17 protein-coding genes are annotated in these 15,249 nt (G+C 72.7%); 5 read left to right on the top strand and 12 right to left on the bottom strand.

All coding sequences use genetic code 11. From position 1 onward, the window contains the following. Positions 1 to 49: 49 nt before the first annotated feature. The 8 genes from hemC to hemE all read right to left on the bottom strand — a co-directional run bounded on the left by hemC (position 50) and on the right by hemE (position 6,709). A complete protein-coding gene (hemC, locus tag AAEP86_RS04440) occupies positions 50 to 1,078 on the bottom strand; it encodes a hydroxymethylbilane synthase (RefSeq protein ID WP_420369329.1) in 1,029 nt (342 codons plus the stop codon). After that, on the bottom strand, positions 1,075 to 2,292 hold the full coding sequence (locus AAEP86_RS04435) for a ferrochelatase (protein ID WP_420370447.1): 1,218 nt from the start codon (positions 2,290 to 2,292) through the stop codon (positions 1,075 to 1,077). The genes hemC and AAEP86_RS04435 overlap by 4 nt, the downstream gene beginning before the upstream one ends. A gap of 56 nt (positions 2,293 to 2,348) precedes the next feature. Then, on the bottom strand, positions 2,349 to 3,074 hold the full coding sequence (gene hemQ, locus AAEP86_RS04430) for a hydrogen peroxide-dependent heme synthase (protein WP_420369328.1): 726 nt from the start codon (positions 3,072 to 3,074) through the stop codon (positions 2,349 to 2,351). A 95-nt stretch (positions 3,075 to 3,169) separates the two neighbouring features. Next, on the bottom strand, positions 3,170 to 3,400 hold the full coding sequence (locus AAEP86_RS04425; protein WP_420369327.1) for a DUF3618 domain-containing protein: 231 nt from the start codon (positions 3,398 to 3,400) through the stop codon (positions 3,170 to 3,172). Positions 3,401 to 3,454: 54 nt separating this feature from the next. Next, complete coding sequence (locus tag AAEP86_RS04420; RefSeq protein ID WP_420369326.1) at positions 3,455 to 3,913, bottom strand: phage holin family protein; 459 nt, start codon at positions 3,911 to 3,913, stop codon at positions 3,455 to 3,457. Next, complete coding sequence (locus tag AAEP86_RS04415) at positions 3,910 to 4,164, bottom strand: hypothetical protein (protein WP_420369325.1); 255 nt, start codon at positions 4,162 to 4,164, stop codon at positions 3,910 to 3,912. The genes AAEP86_RS04420 and AAEP86_RS04415 overlap by 4 nt, the downstream gene beginning before the upstream one ends. 98 nt (positions 4,165 to 4,262) lie before the next feature. Continuing rightward, entirely contained in the window at positions 4,263 to 5,588 is a 1,326-nt protein-coding gene (locus tag AAEP86_RS04410) for a protoporphyrinogen/coproporphyrinogen oxidase (protein ID WP_420369324.1), read from the bottom strand. After that, the gene (gene hemE, locus AAEP86_RS04405) at positions 5,585 to 6,709 is read right to left on the bottom strand and encodes a uroporphyrinogen decarboxylase (protein WP_420369323.1); all 1,125 of its coding nucleotides are present in this window, start codon (positions 6,707 to 6,709) and stop codon (positions 5,585 to 5,587) included. Before hemE ends, AAEP86_RS04410 begins: the two co-directional genes overlap by 4 nt. 90 nt (positions 6,710 to 6,799) lie before the next feature. On the opposite strand from hemE, the gene AAEP86_RS04400 reads away from it, so the two are divergent. Next, complete coding sequence (locus AAEP86_RS04400; protein WP_420369322.1) at positions 6,800 to 8,122, top strand: glutamyl-tRNA reductase; 1,323 nt, start codon at positions 6,800 to 6,802, stop codon at positions 8,120 to 8,122. Positions 8,123 to 8,142: 20 nt separating this feature from the next. After that, positions 8,143 to 8,553, top strand: a complete 411-nt coding sequence (locus AAEP86_RS04395) for an NUDIX hydrolase (RefSeq protein WP_420369321.1) — start codon at positions 8,143 to 8,145, stop codon at positions 8,551 to 8,553. A gap of 101 nt (positions 8,554 to 8,654) precedes the next feature. Here AAEP86_RS04395 and AAEP86_RS04390 read toward each other — a convergent pair whose 3' ends face one another. Continuing rightward, positions 8,655 to 8,933, bottom strand: coding sequence for a hypothetical protein (locus AAEP86_RS04390; protein WP_420369320.1), 279 nt, complete (start codon positions 8,931 to 8,933; stop codon positions 8,655 to 8,657). A 197-nt stretch (positions 8,934 to 9,130) separates the two neighbouring features. On the opposite strand from AAEP86_RS04390, the gene AAEP86_RS04385 reads away from it, so the two are divergent. Next, positions 9,131 to 9,547, top strand: coding sequence for a GNAT family N-acetyltransferase (locus AAEP86_RS04385; RefSeq protein WP_420369319.1), 417 nt, complete (start codon positions 9,131 to 9,133; stop codon positions 9,545 to 9,547). A 57-nt stretch (positions 9,548 to 9,604) separates the two neighbouring features. On the opposite strand, the gene AAEP86_RS04380 is transcribed toward AAEP86_RS04385, so the two are convergent. After that, entirely contained in the window at positions 9,605 to 9,949 is a 345-nt protein-coding gene (locus tag AAEP86_RS04380; protein WP_420369318.1) for a YciI family protein, read from the bottom strand. Positions 9,950 to 9,974: 25 nt separating this feature from the next. Between AAEP86_RS04380 and AAEP86_RS04375 the strand changes: the two genes are divergently transcribed. Further along, entirely contained in the window at positions 9,975 to 10,817 is an 843-nt protein-coding gene (locus tag AAEP86_RS04375) for a phosphotransferase (protein WP_420369317.1), read from the top strand. A 2-nt stretch (positions 10,818 to 10,819) separates the two neighbouring features. Here AAEP86_RS04375 and AAEP86_RS04370 read toward each other — a convergent pair whose 3' ends face one another. Both AAEP86_RS04370 and AAEP86_RS04365 read right to left on the bottom strand, forming a co-directional pair. Next, positions 10,820 to 11,776 (bottom strand): serine hydrolase, encoded by a 957-nt coding sequence (locus AAEP86_RS04370; RefSeq protein ID WP_420369316.1) that lies wholly within the window; start codon positions 11,774 to 11,776, stop codon positions 10,820 to 10,822. Beyond that, positions 11,776 to 13,758, bottom strand: a complete 1,983-nt coding sequence (locus tag AAEP86_RS04365) for a M13 family metallopeptidase (RefSeq protein ID WP_420369315.1) — start codon at positions 13,756 to 13,758, stop codon at positions 11,776 to 11,778. Before AAEP86_RS04365 ends, AAEP86_RS04370 begins: the two co-directional genes overlap by 1 nt. Positions 13,759 to 13,839: 81 nt before the next feature. Here AAEP86_RS04365 and AAEP86_RS04360 point away from each other — a divergent pair, with 81 nt between their 5' ends. Then, positions 13,840 to 15,177: a uracil-xanthine permease family protein gene (locus AAEP86_RS04360; protein WP_420369314.1), complete on the top strand. Its 1,338-nt coding sequence runs from the start codon at positions 13,840 to 13,842 to the stop codon at positions 15,175 to 15,177. Positions 15,178 to 15,249 lie beyond the last annotated feature (72 nt).

The following is a 15,249-nucleotide window of genomic DNA, read 5'->3' as shown; positions in this document are numbered from 1 at the left end:
GGTCGTCCCTCGTCCGCGCTGCGGGTGTCGGGGTGCGTGGCGATCGCTCCTAGCCGGCCGGGGTCGCGAGACCGGGACCGGCGGTGTACGGGCCGTCCGTGGTGTCGTCGGCGACCGACGAGAGGTCGGCGAGGTCGGCGGCGCCGTTCTCGAGGAGCTCGGCGGCGACGCGGCCGCCCACTTCGAGCGCCTCGTCGAGGCGGTCCTGGGCGGAGCCGTCGAGGACGGCGGCGTGCGAGGCGGTGCGGTACTCGGAGCCGTCCGGGCGGTAGACCGTCGCGGATACCAGGAGCATCTCGGCGTCGACGATCGCGGTCGCACCGATGGGTGCGGAGCAGCCGGCCTCGAGCTTGGCGAGGACCTCGCGCTCGGCGGCGACCGTCAAGCGCGTCGGCGCGTGCTCGATCTTCCGCAGGGCGGCGAGGAGGCTCCGGTCGGACTCGTCCGAGCGCGTCTCGACCGCGAGCGCACCCTGCCCCGGCGCACTCGGCCAGAAGCCGAGGTCGAGGAGCTCCGTCGCGGCGTCGAGCCGACCGATCCGTCCGAGCCCCGCGGCGGCGAGCACGACGGCGTCGAGGTCGTCGTCCACCCGACCGAGCCGGGTGTCGATGTTGCCGCGGATGTCGACGACGTCGAGGTCGGGCCGCTTCGCCTTGAGCTGTGCGACGCGGCGGGGCGAACCCGTGCCGACCTTCGCGCCCTCGGGCAGCGTCTCGACCGTCGCGCCGTTCCGGGCGACGAGGACGTCCCGGGCGTCGGCGCGCTTCGGCACCGCTGCGATGGTGAGGCCCGGGTACGGCGCGGTCGGCAGGTCCTTGAGGGAGTGCACGAGGACGTCGACCTCGCCGGCGACGAGGGCCTCGCGCAGGGCACTGGCGAAGACGCCGGTCCCGCCGAGGCTCGCGAGCGAGGCACGGTTCGTGTCGCCCTCGCTCGTCACCGTGACGAGCTCGACCGGCCGTCCGGCGGCCTTGGCGAGTCGGTCCGCGACGTCCTGCGACTGCGCGACCGCGAGCCGGCTCGCACGCGTGCCGAGCCGGATGGGCGCGGGGCCCGCGGTGCCCGGACCGTCGGTCACGGTGCCACGCCGGCCGCGGCCGGCTTGAACCCGGCGCGCACGTTCTCGCAGCACCCCGGACGGCAGACGTCGTACCAGGGGCCGATGTCGGTGAGGTGGGGGCGCTCGGCCGTCGGCACGCCGTTCACGCGCTCGAGGACGAGGTCGACGAGCCCGGCGACGTAGGCCGGGTCGACCCCGGGGGTCTGCGTGCGCAGGGACCAGAAGCCGAGCTCACCCGCGGTCTCGGTGGCCTCTTCGTCGAGGTCCCACATGACCTCCATGTGGTCGCTGACGAACCCGAGGGGGACGATCAGCACGGCACGGGTCGGCCCGCCCTTGAGGTCCTCGTTCAGGTAGTCGTTGATGTCGGGCTCGAGCCACGGCTGCGACGGGGGGCCCGACCGCGACTGGTAGACGAGCTTCCACGCCGGCTTCGCGGTGCCCTGCAGGTGCGCGTGCTCCGGCTGCTCGAGGAGCTCGGCCCACGCCTGGTCGAGGACGACCTGCGCGACGGCGAGGTGCTGCGCCTCGTAGGCGCCGTGCTCGTCGAACCCGCGGTAGTCCGGACCCGACTTCGCGGCGTCGGTCGAGGGGATCGAGTGCGTCGAGAACAGCACGTGCAGCTCGGTCGCGACGTCGAGCCCGTCGTTCTCGGCGATCGCGCGGGCCATGCCGTCGCGGACGCCGTCGACGAACGGACGGACGAAGCCGGGGTGGTCGAAGAACTGCCGGATCTTGTCGATCTGGATCGTGTCGATGAGCCCGGTCTCGGTGAGGACGCGGGCGTAGTCCTCGCGGTACTGGCGGCAGCTGGAGAACGACGAGTAGGCGCTCGTGGCGATAGCGATGAGCTTGCCGTAGCCCTTGTCCGCCGCCTCGGTGAAGGCTTCTTCGAGGTAGGGCTCCCAGTTGCGGTTGCCCCAGAGCACCGGCATGTCGATGCCGCGCGACGCCAGTTCGGCCTCGAGCGCCGCCTTCAGCGCGCGGTTCTGCGCGTTGATCGGGCTCACGCCGCCGAAGTGCCGGTAGTGGTGCGCGACCTCTTCGAGGCGCTCGTCCGGGATGCCGCGACCACGCGTGACGTTGCGGAGGAAGGGGATGACGTCGTCCTGGCCCTCGGGACCGCCGAAGCCGGCGAGGAGGATCGCGTCGTACGCGGTCGGGACCTCGACGTGCTCGGGGCCGGACGCGGCAGCGGGGGTGGCGGCGAGGACGGGCTGGCCGTTCGTGATGCCCGCGGCCGCCGGGCTGGCGTCGGTCGCGCGTCGGTCGTTCTGGCTGGTGTCGGTCACGACAGCACCTCCGGGAGTTCGGCGGTCGTCACGCGACGACCGGTGAAGAAGGGGACCTCTTCGCGCACGTGCATGCGCGCCTCGGTGTACCGCAGGTCGCGCATCAGGTCGACGAGGTCGACCAGGTCCGGGCTCTCGAGCGGCAGGATCCACTCGTAGTCGCTCAGGGCGAACGTCGCGATCGTGTTGGTCAGCACGCGGCGGTACTTCGCGCCGGCGATGCCGTGGTCGCGGAGCATCGTGCTGCGCTCTTCCTCGGGCAGGAGGTACCACTCGTAGGAGCGGACGAACGGGTAGACCGTGATCCACGCCTCGGGGTCCTTGCCGCGCAGGAACGCGGGGGTGTGCCGCTTGTTGAACTCGGCCTCGCGGTGCATGGCCATCGCGTGCCACACCGGCTCGGCGTCCTGGAAGAGGCCCGTCCGGCGGACCTCGCGCAGCACCGCCTGGATGGCCTGTGCGTCGTCCCCGTGCAGCCAGACCATGACGTCGGCGTCGGCGCGGAAACCGGAGACGTCGTAGAAACCGCGGATCGTGACGCCGCGCTCAGCTGCCGCGGCGACGACCGCGTCGAGCTCGGCGACGGCGTCGTGGCCGACGCGGTGGACGGGTCCGAGCGGGCGACGGAAGACCGCCCAGAGTGCGTAGGCGGTCAGCAGGTTCGGGTCGATGCCCGAGGACGGGTCCGTCTCGTGGACGGGCGACGGCACGGTGGAGCTCATGGAATCCATTGTCCTATCGGTTGCCAGGGGAAAGGCTTCTGCCCCCTCTGCCGAGGGAGCTCGCACTCCTCACCGGCGACCACCGATCGGGCGGTCTACCGCCGTCGGAGCACCGTCACGACGATACCCCCGACCACCGCCACTCCCGCTGCGAGCCCGGCCAGGTAGGGCACCGGGTTCGCGTCGATCCCACGCTTGACCTTCGACGCCGCGATGCCGATCTGCTTCGGCACGTTGAGCTTGTCCTCGATCGCGTCGAGGGTGTCGAACAGCTGGGCGCGGGTCGCGGCGACGCGGTCGGCCAGGGCGTCGTGCTGATCGGTCACGTGGTTCCTCCGGGAGTGATGGGGTGCGGCACCGTGCGGGGACGGGCTCGGCGACTAGAAGCGGCCGTCGACGTCGGGGCGGCGCGAGCCGTACTGCGTCGGCGGGGTCGGCTTCTTGCCGAGGCCCTTCACCGCGTTGACGTCGTTCTTCACGCTGTCGATCGTGCGCTTCGGCGTGATCGGGAGCCCCTTCTTCAGGCGCTTCCAGCCGAGCAGGCCGAGGACCGCGGCGACGATCAGCATCAGCACGGCGAGCAGGATCGCGGCGAGCCACGCGGGCATCACCGTGGCCAGGCCCATCACGGCAGCGGTCAGCAGCACACCGATGGCGTACAGCACGATGACGAGCGCGCCCACGAGCAGACCCGCGGCGAGGCCGAAGATCTTCGCCTTCGTCAGCATCTCGGCCTTGAGCAGGTTCAGCTCACCCGTCACCAGCTCCTTGACGAGCTTGGGGACGTCACCGACCAGGCCGAACAGCGAACGCGACTTGCGGTCGCGGGTGTCCGTCATGAGGATGCGTTGTCCTTCTTCTGCCCGACCTTGCGGACGACCTTCTTGGTCTGCTCACCGACGAAGTCGGCGACGTCCGGGGTCTTGTCGGCGATGAAGTCCTCGGCCACGTGGACCGACTTCTGCACGCCGTTGCTGTTCCAGATCTTGCCGCTGACGGTCTTGATCTGCTCGTACCGCGCCCGTCCGGCTCGCGATCCCAGGACGTACCCGAGTGCTGCGCCGGCGACGAACAGGAGCTTGCCTCGCATGTGCGAATCCTCCGTTGGGTCAGTGTGCGTGGTCATGCGCCGAACGGAATACGTCCGGCGTTCCTGCAACAGTAGCCCTCCGGAGGGGTGCGGTCCGCTCAGGAAACCAGGATGCGCTCAGCGGCGGTCCGGGCGGCCGCGACGATGCCCGCCAGACCGCGCCCTGACGAGGCCTCGCCGATGCCCACGACGCCCTCGGCCAGACCGGCCGCCGTCGTGTCCGGCCCGTGCCACCGGACGCTGGCCGCCCCGACGACCGCGGACGGCTCGACGGGGACGCCGAGCAGGGCCGAGGCGTCCCGGGTGGCGCGGACGCCGGTCGGGTCCGTCGGGTCGACCGGGCGGCTCGTCGCGACCTCCGCGGCGGCGTCCGGATCCGTCGAGCCCGTCGCGTAGCTGAGCCGCAGGACGTGCCGACCGGCCGCCGCCTCGGCGAGCCACGGCCACTTCACCGTCGCGTGCGTGACCGCCTTCGCCGCGACGCCCTGGGCGTCGGGGTGCACGAGCATGCCGGTCCCGCGGGGAGCGGCGTCGAGCTCGGGCTGGTCGACCACGAGCGTCACGAGCTCGATGCCCGTGCGGGCCGCAGCCGTGGTGCGGGTCGGGTCGGGCGTCGAGGACAGGACGTGCTCGGCGGCGAGGCGTTCGGTCCCGCCGTCCGCCGTGACGACCTCGACCGCGTGCTGCTCGATCGCCGTCGCCCGGGTGTGCAGTCGGACGTCGACACGGTAGGTCTCCATGTCGGCGACGAGCTCGTCCACGAGCCGGACGATGCCCCCGCGGATGCCCTGCACCGCGGAGCCCGCCGTCGCCCGGGCACGCTGGGCCAGGACCGCCCGCGCGAGCGACCCCTCGCGGAGGAGTGCCGCGCGCAGCCCCGGTGCCACGCGGTCCGGGTCGAGGTGGTCGGGGTGGGTGGAGTGCACGCCGGCGACGATCGGCACCACCAGGTCGTCGAGGACCCGGTCGCCCATGCGCTTGCGCACCAGCTCGCCGAGCGAGGACGCCTTCGAGCCCACCAGCGACGGCAGCAGGGAGTCCATCTGCGCCCGCAGCGCGGCCTGCTGTCCCACCACCGCGATCACGTCCGCGGCCATCGGGCTGCCGGGGATGCCGAGCAGGCCGGTCTGCGGGATCGGGTGCACGCCGCCCGTCCGGGTCATCAGCCACGCGCCGCGCGGGTCCGGCGTGGTGACCTCGTTGCCGAGCCCGAGTTCGATCGCCAGGCGGCCGACGGCGTCGTTGCGGGTCGCGAACGAGTCGGCCGCCATGTCGAGGTCGAGGCCCGCGACGGTGTGCCGACGGACCATCCCGCCGAGCACGCCCGATCCCTCGAGGAGGACGACGTGCGCGCCGCCCTTCGCCAGGTCCCGTGCCGCGACGAGACCGGCGACCCCGCCGCCGACCACGACGACGTCGGTCACGCTGCGCCTCCGGTCGCCCCGTCCGTGCCGTCGCCCAGTCCGTGGAGCAGCTCGACGATCCGGGTGAGCACCGCGGGGTCGGTCTCCGGCGGGACACCGTGGCCGAGGTTCACGACGTGGGCGCGCGCGGCGCCACCGCGGCGGACGACGTCGCGCACGTGGGCCTCGAGGACCGCCCACGGCGCGGAGAGCATCGCCGGGTCGATGTTGCCCTGCACGGTGACGCCGGTGCCGACGCGCTGGACGGCCTCGTCCAGGGGCAGGCGCCAGTCCACACCGACGGCGTCGACGCCGACCGTGTCGGTCCCGAAGGTCGTCATGTCGCGCAGCACCTCGCCGCTGCCGACACCGAAGTGGATGCGCGGCACGTCGAGGTCAGCCACGTGGGCGAGCGCCGCCGCCGAGTGCGGCGCCACGGACTGCACGTAGTCCGCCCGCGAGAGCGATCCCACCCACGAGTCGAACAGCTGCACGGCGGAGGCGCCGGCGAGCACCTGGGCGCGGAGGAAGGCTCCGGACACCTCGGCCGCCCAGCCGAGCAGGCGCGACCACGTCTCCGGGTCGGCGTGCATCAGCGTACGGGCGCGGATGTGGTCCTTCGACGGACCGCCCTCGACCAGGTACGCGGCGAGGGTGAACGGGGCGCCGGCGAACCCGATGAGCGGGGTGCTGCCGAGCTGCTCGACCGTCCGGGAGACGGCCTCGGTGATGGGGGCGAGCGCAGCCGGGTCGAGGGCCTCGAGGGCGTCGACGTCCGCCGCGGACCGGATCGGGGAGCCGAGCACCGGGCCGCGGCCGGGGACGATCTCGACGTCGACCCCGGCGAGCTTGATCGGCACGACGATGTCGCTGAAGAAGATGCCCGCGTCGACGCCGTGCCGCCGGACCGGCTGCAGCGTGATCTCCGAGGCCATCGCCGGGTCCAGGCAGGCGTCGAGCATGGCCGTGCCGACGCGGAGCTCGCGGTACTCGGGCAGGGACCGGCCGGCCTGGCGCATGAACCACACCGGCAGCGTCTCCGGGCGGTCCCCCCGGAGGGCACGGACGAGCGGCGAGCCCGCGGTCCGCCCCGAGACGAGCGGGTGCGAGGCGGGCAGGGCGGCGGTCGGTGCGTCGGTCACCGGACGATTCTCCCATCGGCGAACGGGGCGTATCCCGAGCACGCACGATGCGGACGGGAGACGTCGGTGATGCGAGTTACCATGGAAGACGTGCTCATCTGTCTCACGGCGTCGCACCGCAACGCCAGCTTCGACCTCCTGGAGCGACTGAGCATCGGCGCACCGACCGCCGCGAGCCGTCTCGTGACGGACTCCGACGTGCTGGACGGGGCCGTCGTCCTCGCCACGTGCAACCGCTTCGAGGCCTACCTCGACATCGCGGGCGACGACCGCGACTCCGCCGTCTCGGCAACCGTCGGTGCCGTCGCCGCCGCCAGTGACCTCGACCCCGCCGAGGTCCTCGACTCCGTCCAGGTGCTCGGCGGCGAGGACCTGGTGCAGCACCTCTTCGCCGTGTCCAGCGGTCTCGAGTCCGTCGTCGTCGGCGAGACCGAGATCTCCGGCCAGGTCCGTCGGTCGCTCGAGGACGCCCGGTCGAACGGCACCACCACCTCCGAGCTCGAACGCCTCTTCCAAGAGGCGGCCCACACCTCCCGCGGCGTCAAGACCCGCACGCGCATCGGTGCCGCCGGTCGCTCGCTCGTCCGCCTCGGTCTCGAACTGGCCTCGTCGCGCATCACCGACTGGGCGCAGACCCGCGTGCTGCTCGTCGGCACCGGCAGCTACGCGGCCACCACGATCGCCGCGCTCCGCGACCGCGGCGCCGCGCACATCCAGGTGTTCTCGCCCTCGGGCCGCGCCCCGTGGTTCGCCGCCAAGCACGACCTCGTCGCCGCCCGCGACCTGCGCCAGGCCATCGGCACGAGCGACGTCGTCATCACCTGCACGTCCAGCGAGGTCCCCGTCGTGGAGCCCGCCGACCTCGACGACGGCGTCCGACGCATCGTCATCGACCTCGGCCTCCCCCGGAACGTCGACCCGGACGCCGCCCACGTCGACGGCGTCGAGCTCCTCGACCTCGAGACGATCAGCATCCACGCGCCCGTCTCCGAGCTCAACGCCGAGTCCGAGGCGCGGGCCATGGTCGACGACGCCGTGTCACGCTTCCGGGCCCAGGCGCTCGAGCAGTCCACGACGCCGGCGCTCGTGGCGTTCCGCAAGCACGTCTTCGACATCCTCGACGACGAGATCGACCGGGCGAAGCGCCGCGGTGACGCCGACGGCGAGTCCGTCGAGCAGACCGAACGCGCACTCCGGCACCTCGTCGGCGTCCTGCTCCACCGTCCGTCCGTCCGCGCACGCGAACTCGGCCGGGCCGGTCGCGGCGAGGAGTTCGTCGGCGCCCTCGACGCGATCTTCGGCGTCCGACCTGAACCCGAGGCGGAGCTGCCCGCACCCGTCGTGCCGCTGGCGGAGCGCACCGCGCCCGAGCGTCCCCGCACGGACCGCGCCGACGAGGCGGACGCGAGCTGAGCCTCCCGTCCGCCGACCCGGTGACCCTGCGCGTCAGCGCGCTGCTGCTGGTGCGCGACCGACGCGTCCTCATGGTGCGCGCGCGGGCGCGTGACGTCCTCTACCTGCCCGGCGGCAAGGCGGAACCGCACGAGACCGACGTCGAGGCCGCGATCCGCGAGGCCCACGAGGAGACCGGTCTCCGGCTGACCACCGACGACGTCTCCGCCTTCGGCACCGTCACGGAGCCCGCCCACGGGCAGGCGCCCGGGACGATGGTCGCGATGGCGCTGTTCCTGGTCCGGCCGGGAGGCGCGCTCGACTCCGCCACGCCGGTCGCCTCCGCCGAGGTGGACGAGGTCGAGTGGGTCACCTCCGCCGACGCCGACCGGTGCCCGCCGGCGGGCGTGGAGACGCTCCGCCGCCTGGTGGCGGCGGAGCTCATCGACTGACCCGTCGGTCCGCCGCCGCGCAGCGCAATCGAACCAGGGTTCCGACGTCGAACCGACCGACCCGGGCGGTTCGACGTCGGAACCCTGGTTCGATTGTCGTCCTACAGCTGGTCCTTGTCGGTGTAGTGCCCGACCTCGCCGTCCGACGTGGGCTCGGCCTCGCCGGGGATGTCGGAGTCGACGTACTCGCCGTCGTCCTCGCTGCCGCCCTCGGGGCGGACCTCGCCCGGGATGTCGCTCGAGACGAACTCCCCCGCGGGCTCGTTCGACACCACGGGCGTCTCACCGGGGATCTCGCTGTCGGTGAAGGCACCGGCGCGGGGCTCGACGCCGTCCGACCGGCCCTCGTCGCCGCGTGCCTGTTCGTGCTTGCCTGCCATGTCGACCTCCGTTGCTCGGGCGCTCGCGCGCGTGCTCCGGAGTGTGCTCGCGACGGCTGGGCGCTGCCCGAGTCCCGTACCCCGGGCCGGTGGGAGTGGTGGCCGGCGCCGCACACCGCTCCACCGGCGTGGACGTGCTGCACGTGACGCGGCCCGCGCCCGAGCCGGGGGCGGCCCGCACCTGCGACGATGGCGGCATGACGACGATCACGGAGCGACGGCCGGAGCGGGACGAACTGGTCGAGCTGTACGACGCCGTCGGGTGGACCGCGTACACGGCCGACCCCCGTGCCCTGGAGGCTGCGATCGCCGGTTCGTACCTCGTCCTGACGGCCCGCGCGGACGACGGCTCCCTCGTCGGCCTGGTGCGGACCGTTTCCGACGGGGTCACGATCGCGTACGTGCAGGACCTGCTCGTCCGGCCCGCACACCAGCGCGCCGGGGTCGGCGGCGCGCTCCTGGACGCCGTCCTCGCCCACCACGCGGGTGTCCGGCAGACCGTGCTCACGACCGACGCCGAGCCGGGGCAACGGGCGTTCTACGAGTCGCGCGGGTTCACCGAGGTGCACGACGTGGCACCGGCACCGTTGCGGTCGTTCGTGCTGCTGCGCTGAGGCGCGGCACGGGGTCGGAACGCGCCGGATCGGCGCAGAGCGCGCTGCCCGGGCCGGTCAGGAGTCGGGGTCGTCCATCAGCTCGCGGACCTCCTGGGTGCACCGGCACGACGCCGCGATCTTCGCCGCCCAGTGGAGGGCATCGTCGCGGTTCGGCACGTCGACGATGCTGAAACCCCCGAGGAAGGTGTCCTTGCCGGGTCGGGTGGCAGGGTCGCGGACCGCACCGTCGGGATCGACCAGCGCACCGCCGGAGGCCTCGAGCAGCCCACCGCCGAACACCCACACACCCGCTTCACGGGCTTCGCGGACGACGGCGTGCGAGGCCTCCGCCACGGCGGGCAGCTCGGCCATCGGGAACACCATCGTCCCCTCGTCGAACGAGATCAGGTACTTGCTCATGCGCCGTGACAGTACGCTCGTCGCCGTGTCCCAGCCCACCGTCCCGGACGTCGTCGCCGCCGCCGCACGCCTGCTCGGACGGCCGCTCGCGCTGGTGTGCGAACTCACCGGCGGACAGCACGCCCGTACCCTGCTGGCCGACGACGGCGCGGTTCGCGTCGTGGTGCGGGTGTTCCCGCGCGCCGACGACGCGGTCGCGCGCGAGCTGGCCGTGCTCGCACGGCTCGGCCCCCTCGGACGCCTGGCTCCGGCGGCGCTGGCACACGGCGACCTCGACGGGCACGGCGTCATCGTCACCGAGGCCGTCCCGGGTGGCCCGCCGTCGCCGACCCTCGACCCGGTCGTGATCGGCGAGCAGCTCGGGGTCGCCCTCGCCGCGGTCCACCGGCTCGACCCGAGCGGCCTGCCCGACGACGTGCGCGAACCGACGCTCCGGGCCGGGCGACTGGCCGCGAGCGCGCAGGAGGCGTGGCGCGAGGCCGACCTCGACCGCGTGCTGACGCACGGCGACTACTGGAGCGGCAACACCGTCTGGGAGGGCGACCGGTTGGCCGGGGTCGTCGACTGGTCGGGCGCACGGTCGGCGCCGCGCGGGGTCGACCTCGCCTGGTGCCGGCAGGACCTCGTCCTGCTCGGGTCCCCCGAGGCGGCCGACCGGTTCCTCACGTCCTACGAGGGCGCGCTCGGGCGCCGGGTGCTCGACGTGCACGCCTGGGACGTGGTCGCCGCCGCCCGGGCGGACACGTACGTCGAGACGTGGGCGCCGAACTACGCCGGGATCGGACGGCCCGAGATCGACGCGCGGGTGCTCCGCGCGCGCTTCGACGCGTGGGTGGGCTCGCTCATCGGCCCCCGGACGACGGGCTGAGGTCAGCGCTTCGCCGGCACGTGCACGGCCTCGAGCACCTCGGTGCCCATCGTCCGCAGCGCCTCGACGACCGCGAGCCGTCGCTGCAGTGACGCGTCGTCGAAGGTCACGGTCACCGCGTAGCTCACGGAGGAGCCCGGGCCGCGGAGGATCCCCGCCTCGGCCCGGACACCCGTGTTCGACCCCGTCACCGAGACCGCCTGCAGCCCGTGGTCGAGCGCCCGGTGCGCGAGCGGGTCGAGCCCGAACGACCCCGCGACGAGGCTGAGGTCGCTCGCGAGCGAGAGCCAGCCGAGGACCCGGTTCGACACCGCCTCGTCGACGACCTCGCCGAGCGCCAGGCCACGCATCAGCCAGCTGAGCTCGCCGGTCGGTGCGACGGAGGCGTCCGGGGCGTCGTCCGGCCCCCGGCGGTCCCGGACCCGGTCGATCAGCGCCGTGCGCTCGATGCCCAGCGACTCCGCACGCTCGCGGACCGCGTCGATCCCGACGGTGGAGAGCAGGGCATTCATGGCCCACGCGTCGGCGTTCGCCCCGACCAGCGTGGCGAGGTCCGGCACCTGCATGGTCGGCTCCTGCAGGAACTGCCACAGGCCGGCGCCGGTCGCGGTGTCCCGCGCCATCCGTTGCAGCCGGTCGCCGTGCAGGCCGCCGTCCTCGAGCCGTGCCGCGACCTCGACGAGCAGCAGCACCCGCCCGAGACTGGCCACCGGCTGCACCAGGGTGTCGTCGACGGCGAGCAGGGCCTTGCCGGTCGACGTGTCGATGACGGAGGCGCTGACGGACGCGCCGTCCCGTGCGATCGTCCCCAGCGCCTCCAGGGTGGACGCGAAGCGTTCGTCGGCGCCGCCGCGGTGGCGACCGTGGGCGCGACCGTCGGCCCCGCCGACGTGCTGTCGTCGACGCGACCGTCGAGCCGCTCCCGGCTCCGACGACGGAGCCGCGTCCGGCTCGGTCATCACCAGATCGCGACGCGCTCGGCGGGGTCGAGGTGCATCGCGTCCCCCTCGGTCACGCCGAAGGTGTCGTACCAGACGTCGATGTTGCGGACGACCTGGTTGCACCGGAACTCGTTCGGGGAGTGCGGGTCGATGCTCAGCAGACGCGCGGCCTCTTCCGGACGGATCGCCATCCGCCAGGCCTGCGCCCAGCTGAGGAAGAACCGCTCGGCGCCGCTCATGCCGTCGACCACCGGCGGTTCCTGACCGTCGAGCGACAGGAGGTACGCCTTCCACGCGATCGAGAGGCCGCCGAGGTCGCCGATGTTCTCGCCGATCGTCAGCGCGCCGTTGACGTGGCCGTCCGGCACCTCGGTGGGCACGAGCGCGTCGTACTGCGCGATGAGGGCCTTCGTGCGCTCCTCGAACGCGGCACGGTCCGCCTCGGTCCACCAGTTCTCGAGGCGTCCGTCGCCGTCGTACTGCGAGCCCTGGTCGTCGAAGCCGTGGCCGATCTCGTGGCCGATGACCGCACCGATGGCGCCGTAGTTCGCAGCGGCGTCACGGTCGGCCTCGAAGAACGGGAACTGCAGGATCGCCGCCGGGAACACGATCTCGTTGAAACCCGGGTTGTAGTACGCGTTGATGGTCTGCGGCGTCATGAACCACTCGTCGCGGTCGATCGGCTTGCCGATCTTGCCGAGCTCGCGGTCGACCTGGAAGGCCGCGACGGCGCGGACGTTGCCCACGAGGTCGTCGGCCGACACCGGCAGGGCCGAGTAGTCGCGCCACTTCACCGGGTACCCGATCTTCGGCGTGAACTTGTCGAGCTTGTCGAGGGCACGCGCACGGGTCTCGTCGGTCATCCAGTCGAGGGCCGTGATGCTCTGCCGGTACGCCTCCACCAGGTTCGCGACGAGGTCGTCCATCGTCGCCTTCGAGGTCTCGTCGAAGTGCTCCTGCACGTAGATGCGGCCGACGGCCTCGCCCATCGCGCCCTCGACCAGGGAGACGCCGCGCTTCCAGCGCTCGCGCTGCTTCGGAGCACCGGTGAGGGCGGTGCCGTAGAACGAGAAGTTCGTCGCCGAGAACGTGCTCGTCAGGTACGCCGCCGACCCGCGGACGACCTGCCAGCGCAGCCAGTCCTTCCACATCTCGAGGGGCTCGCCGTGCAGCAGCTCGGCGAGGCCGGTGACGAAGGACGGCTCGCGGACGACGACGGTGTCGAAGGCTCCGGCGGGCGCGTCGATCGCCTCCCACCAGTGCTGCAGGTGGATCTCTGGCGCGAGCGCGGCGACCTCGGCCCACGGGAGCTTGTTGTAGGTCTTCTGGCTGTCGCGGGTCGTGACGTTGTCCCAGTGCCGCGCGGCGAGGGCGGTCTCGAGGGCGATGACGTTGTCGGTGCGCTGCCCGCCGTCGGCGAACCCGGCGAGCGGGAACATCGCCGCGACGAACTCGCGGTACTTCGTGCGGATGTCGGCGAACCGCTCCTCGCGGTAGTACGACTCGTCGGGCAGCCCGAGGCCGGACTGCTCGAGGAAGACGACGTAGGACTCCGGGTCGCCCGGGTCGTTGTCGACGAAGAGCTGCAGGAAGCTCGGCAGACCGAGACGCTCGAAGCGCCCGACCATCCGGACGACGTCGTCGACGGACTCGAGGGCGGCGATCTCGGCCAGGAGCGGCTCGATCGGCGCGGTGCCGAGGGCCTCGAGCCGTTCCTCGTCGGTGAAGGAGGTGAAGAGGTCCCCGACCTTGCGGTCCTCGGTGCCCGGCGCAGCCTGCTGCGAGCGCTCGATGATGTCGCGCACGGCGAGTTCGGCGGCCTCGGCCAGCACCGTGAACGAGCCGTACCGTGCCTTGTCGTCGGGGATCGGCGTCGCGTCGATCCACGAGCCGTTCACGTGGCGGTAGAGGTCGTCCTGCGGGCGGACCGCGGCGTCCAGCTCGTCGGTGCGGATTCCCGAGGCACTGTCGGTCCCGGAGGTGCTTGCGACGTCGGTCATGCGGTCCACGATAGCCACCGCGACCCTGATCGAGCAGGTCGGTCGCCGTCACGGGGGTGACGGTGCCGGTACGGTCGTCGCATGGGACTTCCGTGGAAGCTGCACGGGGACGGCAGGACCGTCTCGGCGACGACGATCGTGGCGCCGGACGAGCGCCTCGGGTGGGGCCGGACGATCGGCCTCGGCGTGCAGCACGTCGTGGCGATGTTCGGCGCGACCTTCCTCGTGCCGCTCCTCACCGGCTTCCCACCGTCGACCACGCTGCTGTTCAGCGGCATCGGCACGATCCTGTTCCTGCTCATCACCGGCAACCGGCTGCCGAGCTACCTCGGGTCGTCGTTCGCCTTCATCGCGCCGATCGGTGCCGCGACGAAGATCGGCGGCATCCCGCTCGCCCTGTCCGGCATCATCGTCGTCGGCGCGCTGCTCGCGATCGTCGGCCTCGTCGTCCACCTGGCCGGGGCCGGCTGGATCGACCGGCTCATGCCGCCGGTGGTCTCCGGCGCGATCGTGGCGCTCATCGGCTTCAACCTGGCCCCGGCCGCCCGCGACAACTTCACGAAGGCCCCGGTCGTCGCCCTGATCACCCTCGCGTCGATCATCCTGGTCACCGTCCTGTTCAAGGGCCTCATCGGACGTCTGTCCATCGTCATCGGCGTCGTCGTGGGCTACGTCGCCGCCCTGATCGGCGGTGAGGTCTCCTTCGACGCCTTCCACGAGGCGGCGTGGATCGGGCTGCCGACCTTCACCGCACCGTCGTTCGACCCCGCCCAGCTCCCGATCTACCTGGCGTTCGTGCCGGTCGTCCTCGCGCTCGTCGCCGAGAACGTCGGACACGTCAAGGGCGTCGGGCAGCTGACCGGCCGCGACCTCACGCCCCTCACCGGCCGGGCCCTCTTCGCGGACGGCATCTCGACCGTGCTCGCCGGCGTCGGCGGCGGTTCGGCGACCACGACCTACGGCGAGAACATCGGCGTCATGGCTGCCACCCGGGTGTTCTCGACGGCCGCGTACTGGGTCGCGGCGATCGTCGCCGTCCTGCTCGGGCTCTCCCCGAAGATCGGTGCCGTCATCTCCTCCGTCCCCGCGGGCGTGCTCGGCGGTGCGACCACCGCCCTCTACGGGCTGATCGGCGTCATCGGCATCCGGATCTGGGTCGAGAACCGCGTCGACTTCGCGAAGCCGAAGAACCAGCTGACGGCCGGCATCGCGCTCATCATCGGCATCGCCGACTTCACGTTCTCGTTCGGCGAGGCGAGCTTCGGCGGGATCATCCTCGGCACCGTCGCCGCGATCGTGGTCTACCACCTGATGGACCTGGTCGGCCGTGCACGCGGCACGGACGAAGCGCCCCCGGCCGCCTCGGACCCGGCCCACGCCGCCACCGGCGGTGTGCCCGCCGAGCCGCGCGCCGACTGACGCGGGTGGTCGGCCGGAGCACGCGACCGGCCTGACGTGGGACCACCGGACGGGAGGCGCGTGGCGGCGCCG

Source organism: Curtobacterium sp. L1-20 (assembly GCF_048755855.1).
Lineage (GTDB): Bacteria > Actinomycetota > Actinomycetes > Actinomycetales > Microbacteriaceae > Curtobacterium.
Note: the sequence above shows the minus strand (reverse complement) of the source record. Positions and strands in the feature narration are given on the sequence as shown.

Coding starts and splice junctions, on each gene's coding strand:
- hemQ (WP_420369328.1), bottom strand. CDS start 3,074: ATGAGCTCCACCGTGCCGTCGCCCGTCCACGAGACGGACCCGTCCTCG.
- AAEP86_RS04420 (WP_420369326.1), bottom strand. CDS start 3,913: ATGACGGACACCCGCGACCGCAAGTCGCGTTCGCTGTTCGGCCTGGTC.
- AAEP86_RS04415 (WP_420369325.1), bottom strand. CDS start 4,164: ATGCGAGGCAAGCTCCTGTTCGTCGCCGGCGCAGCACTCGGGTACGTC.
- AAEP86_RS04390 (WP_420369320.1), bottom strand. CDS start 8,933: ATGGCAGGCAAGCACGAACAGGCACGCGGCGACGAGGGCCGGTCGGAC.
- AAEP86_RS04385 (WP_420369319.1), top strand. CDS start 9,131: ATGACGACGATCACGGAGCGACGGCCGGAGCGGGACGAACTGGTCGAG.
- AAEP86_RS04380 (WP_420369318.1), bottom strand. CDS start 9,949: ATGAGCAAGTACCTGATCTCGTTCGACGAGGGGACGATGGTGTTCCCG.
- AAEP86_RS04370 (WP_420369316.1), bottom strand. CDS start 11,776: ATGACCGAGCCGGACGCGGCTCCGTCGTCGGAGCCGGGAGCGGCTCGA.
- AAEP86_RS04365 (WP_420369315.1), bottom strand. CDS start 13,758: ATGACCGACGTCGCAAGCACCTCCGGGACCGACAGTGCCTCGGGAATC.
- AAEP86_RS04360 (WP_420369314.1), top strand. CDS start 13,840: ATGGGACTTCCGTGGAAGCTGCACGGGGACGGCAGGACCGTCTCGGCG.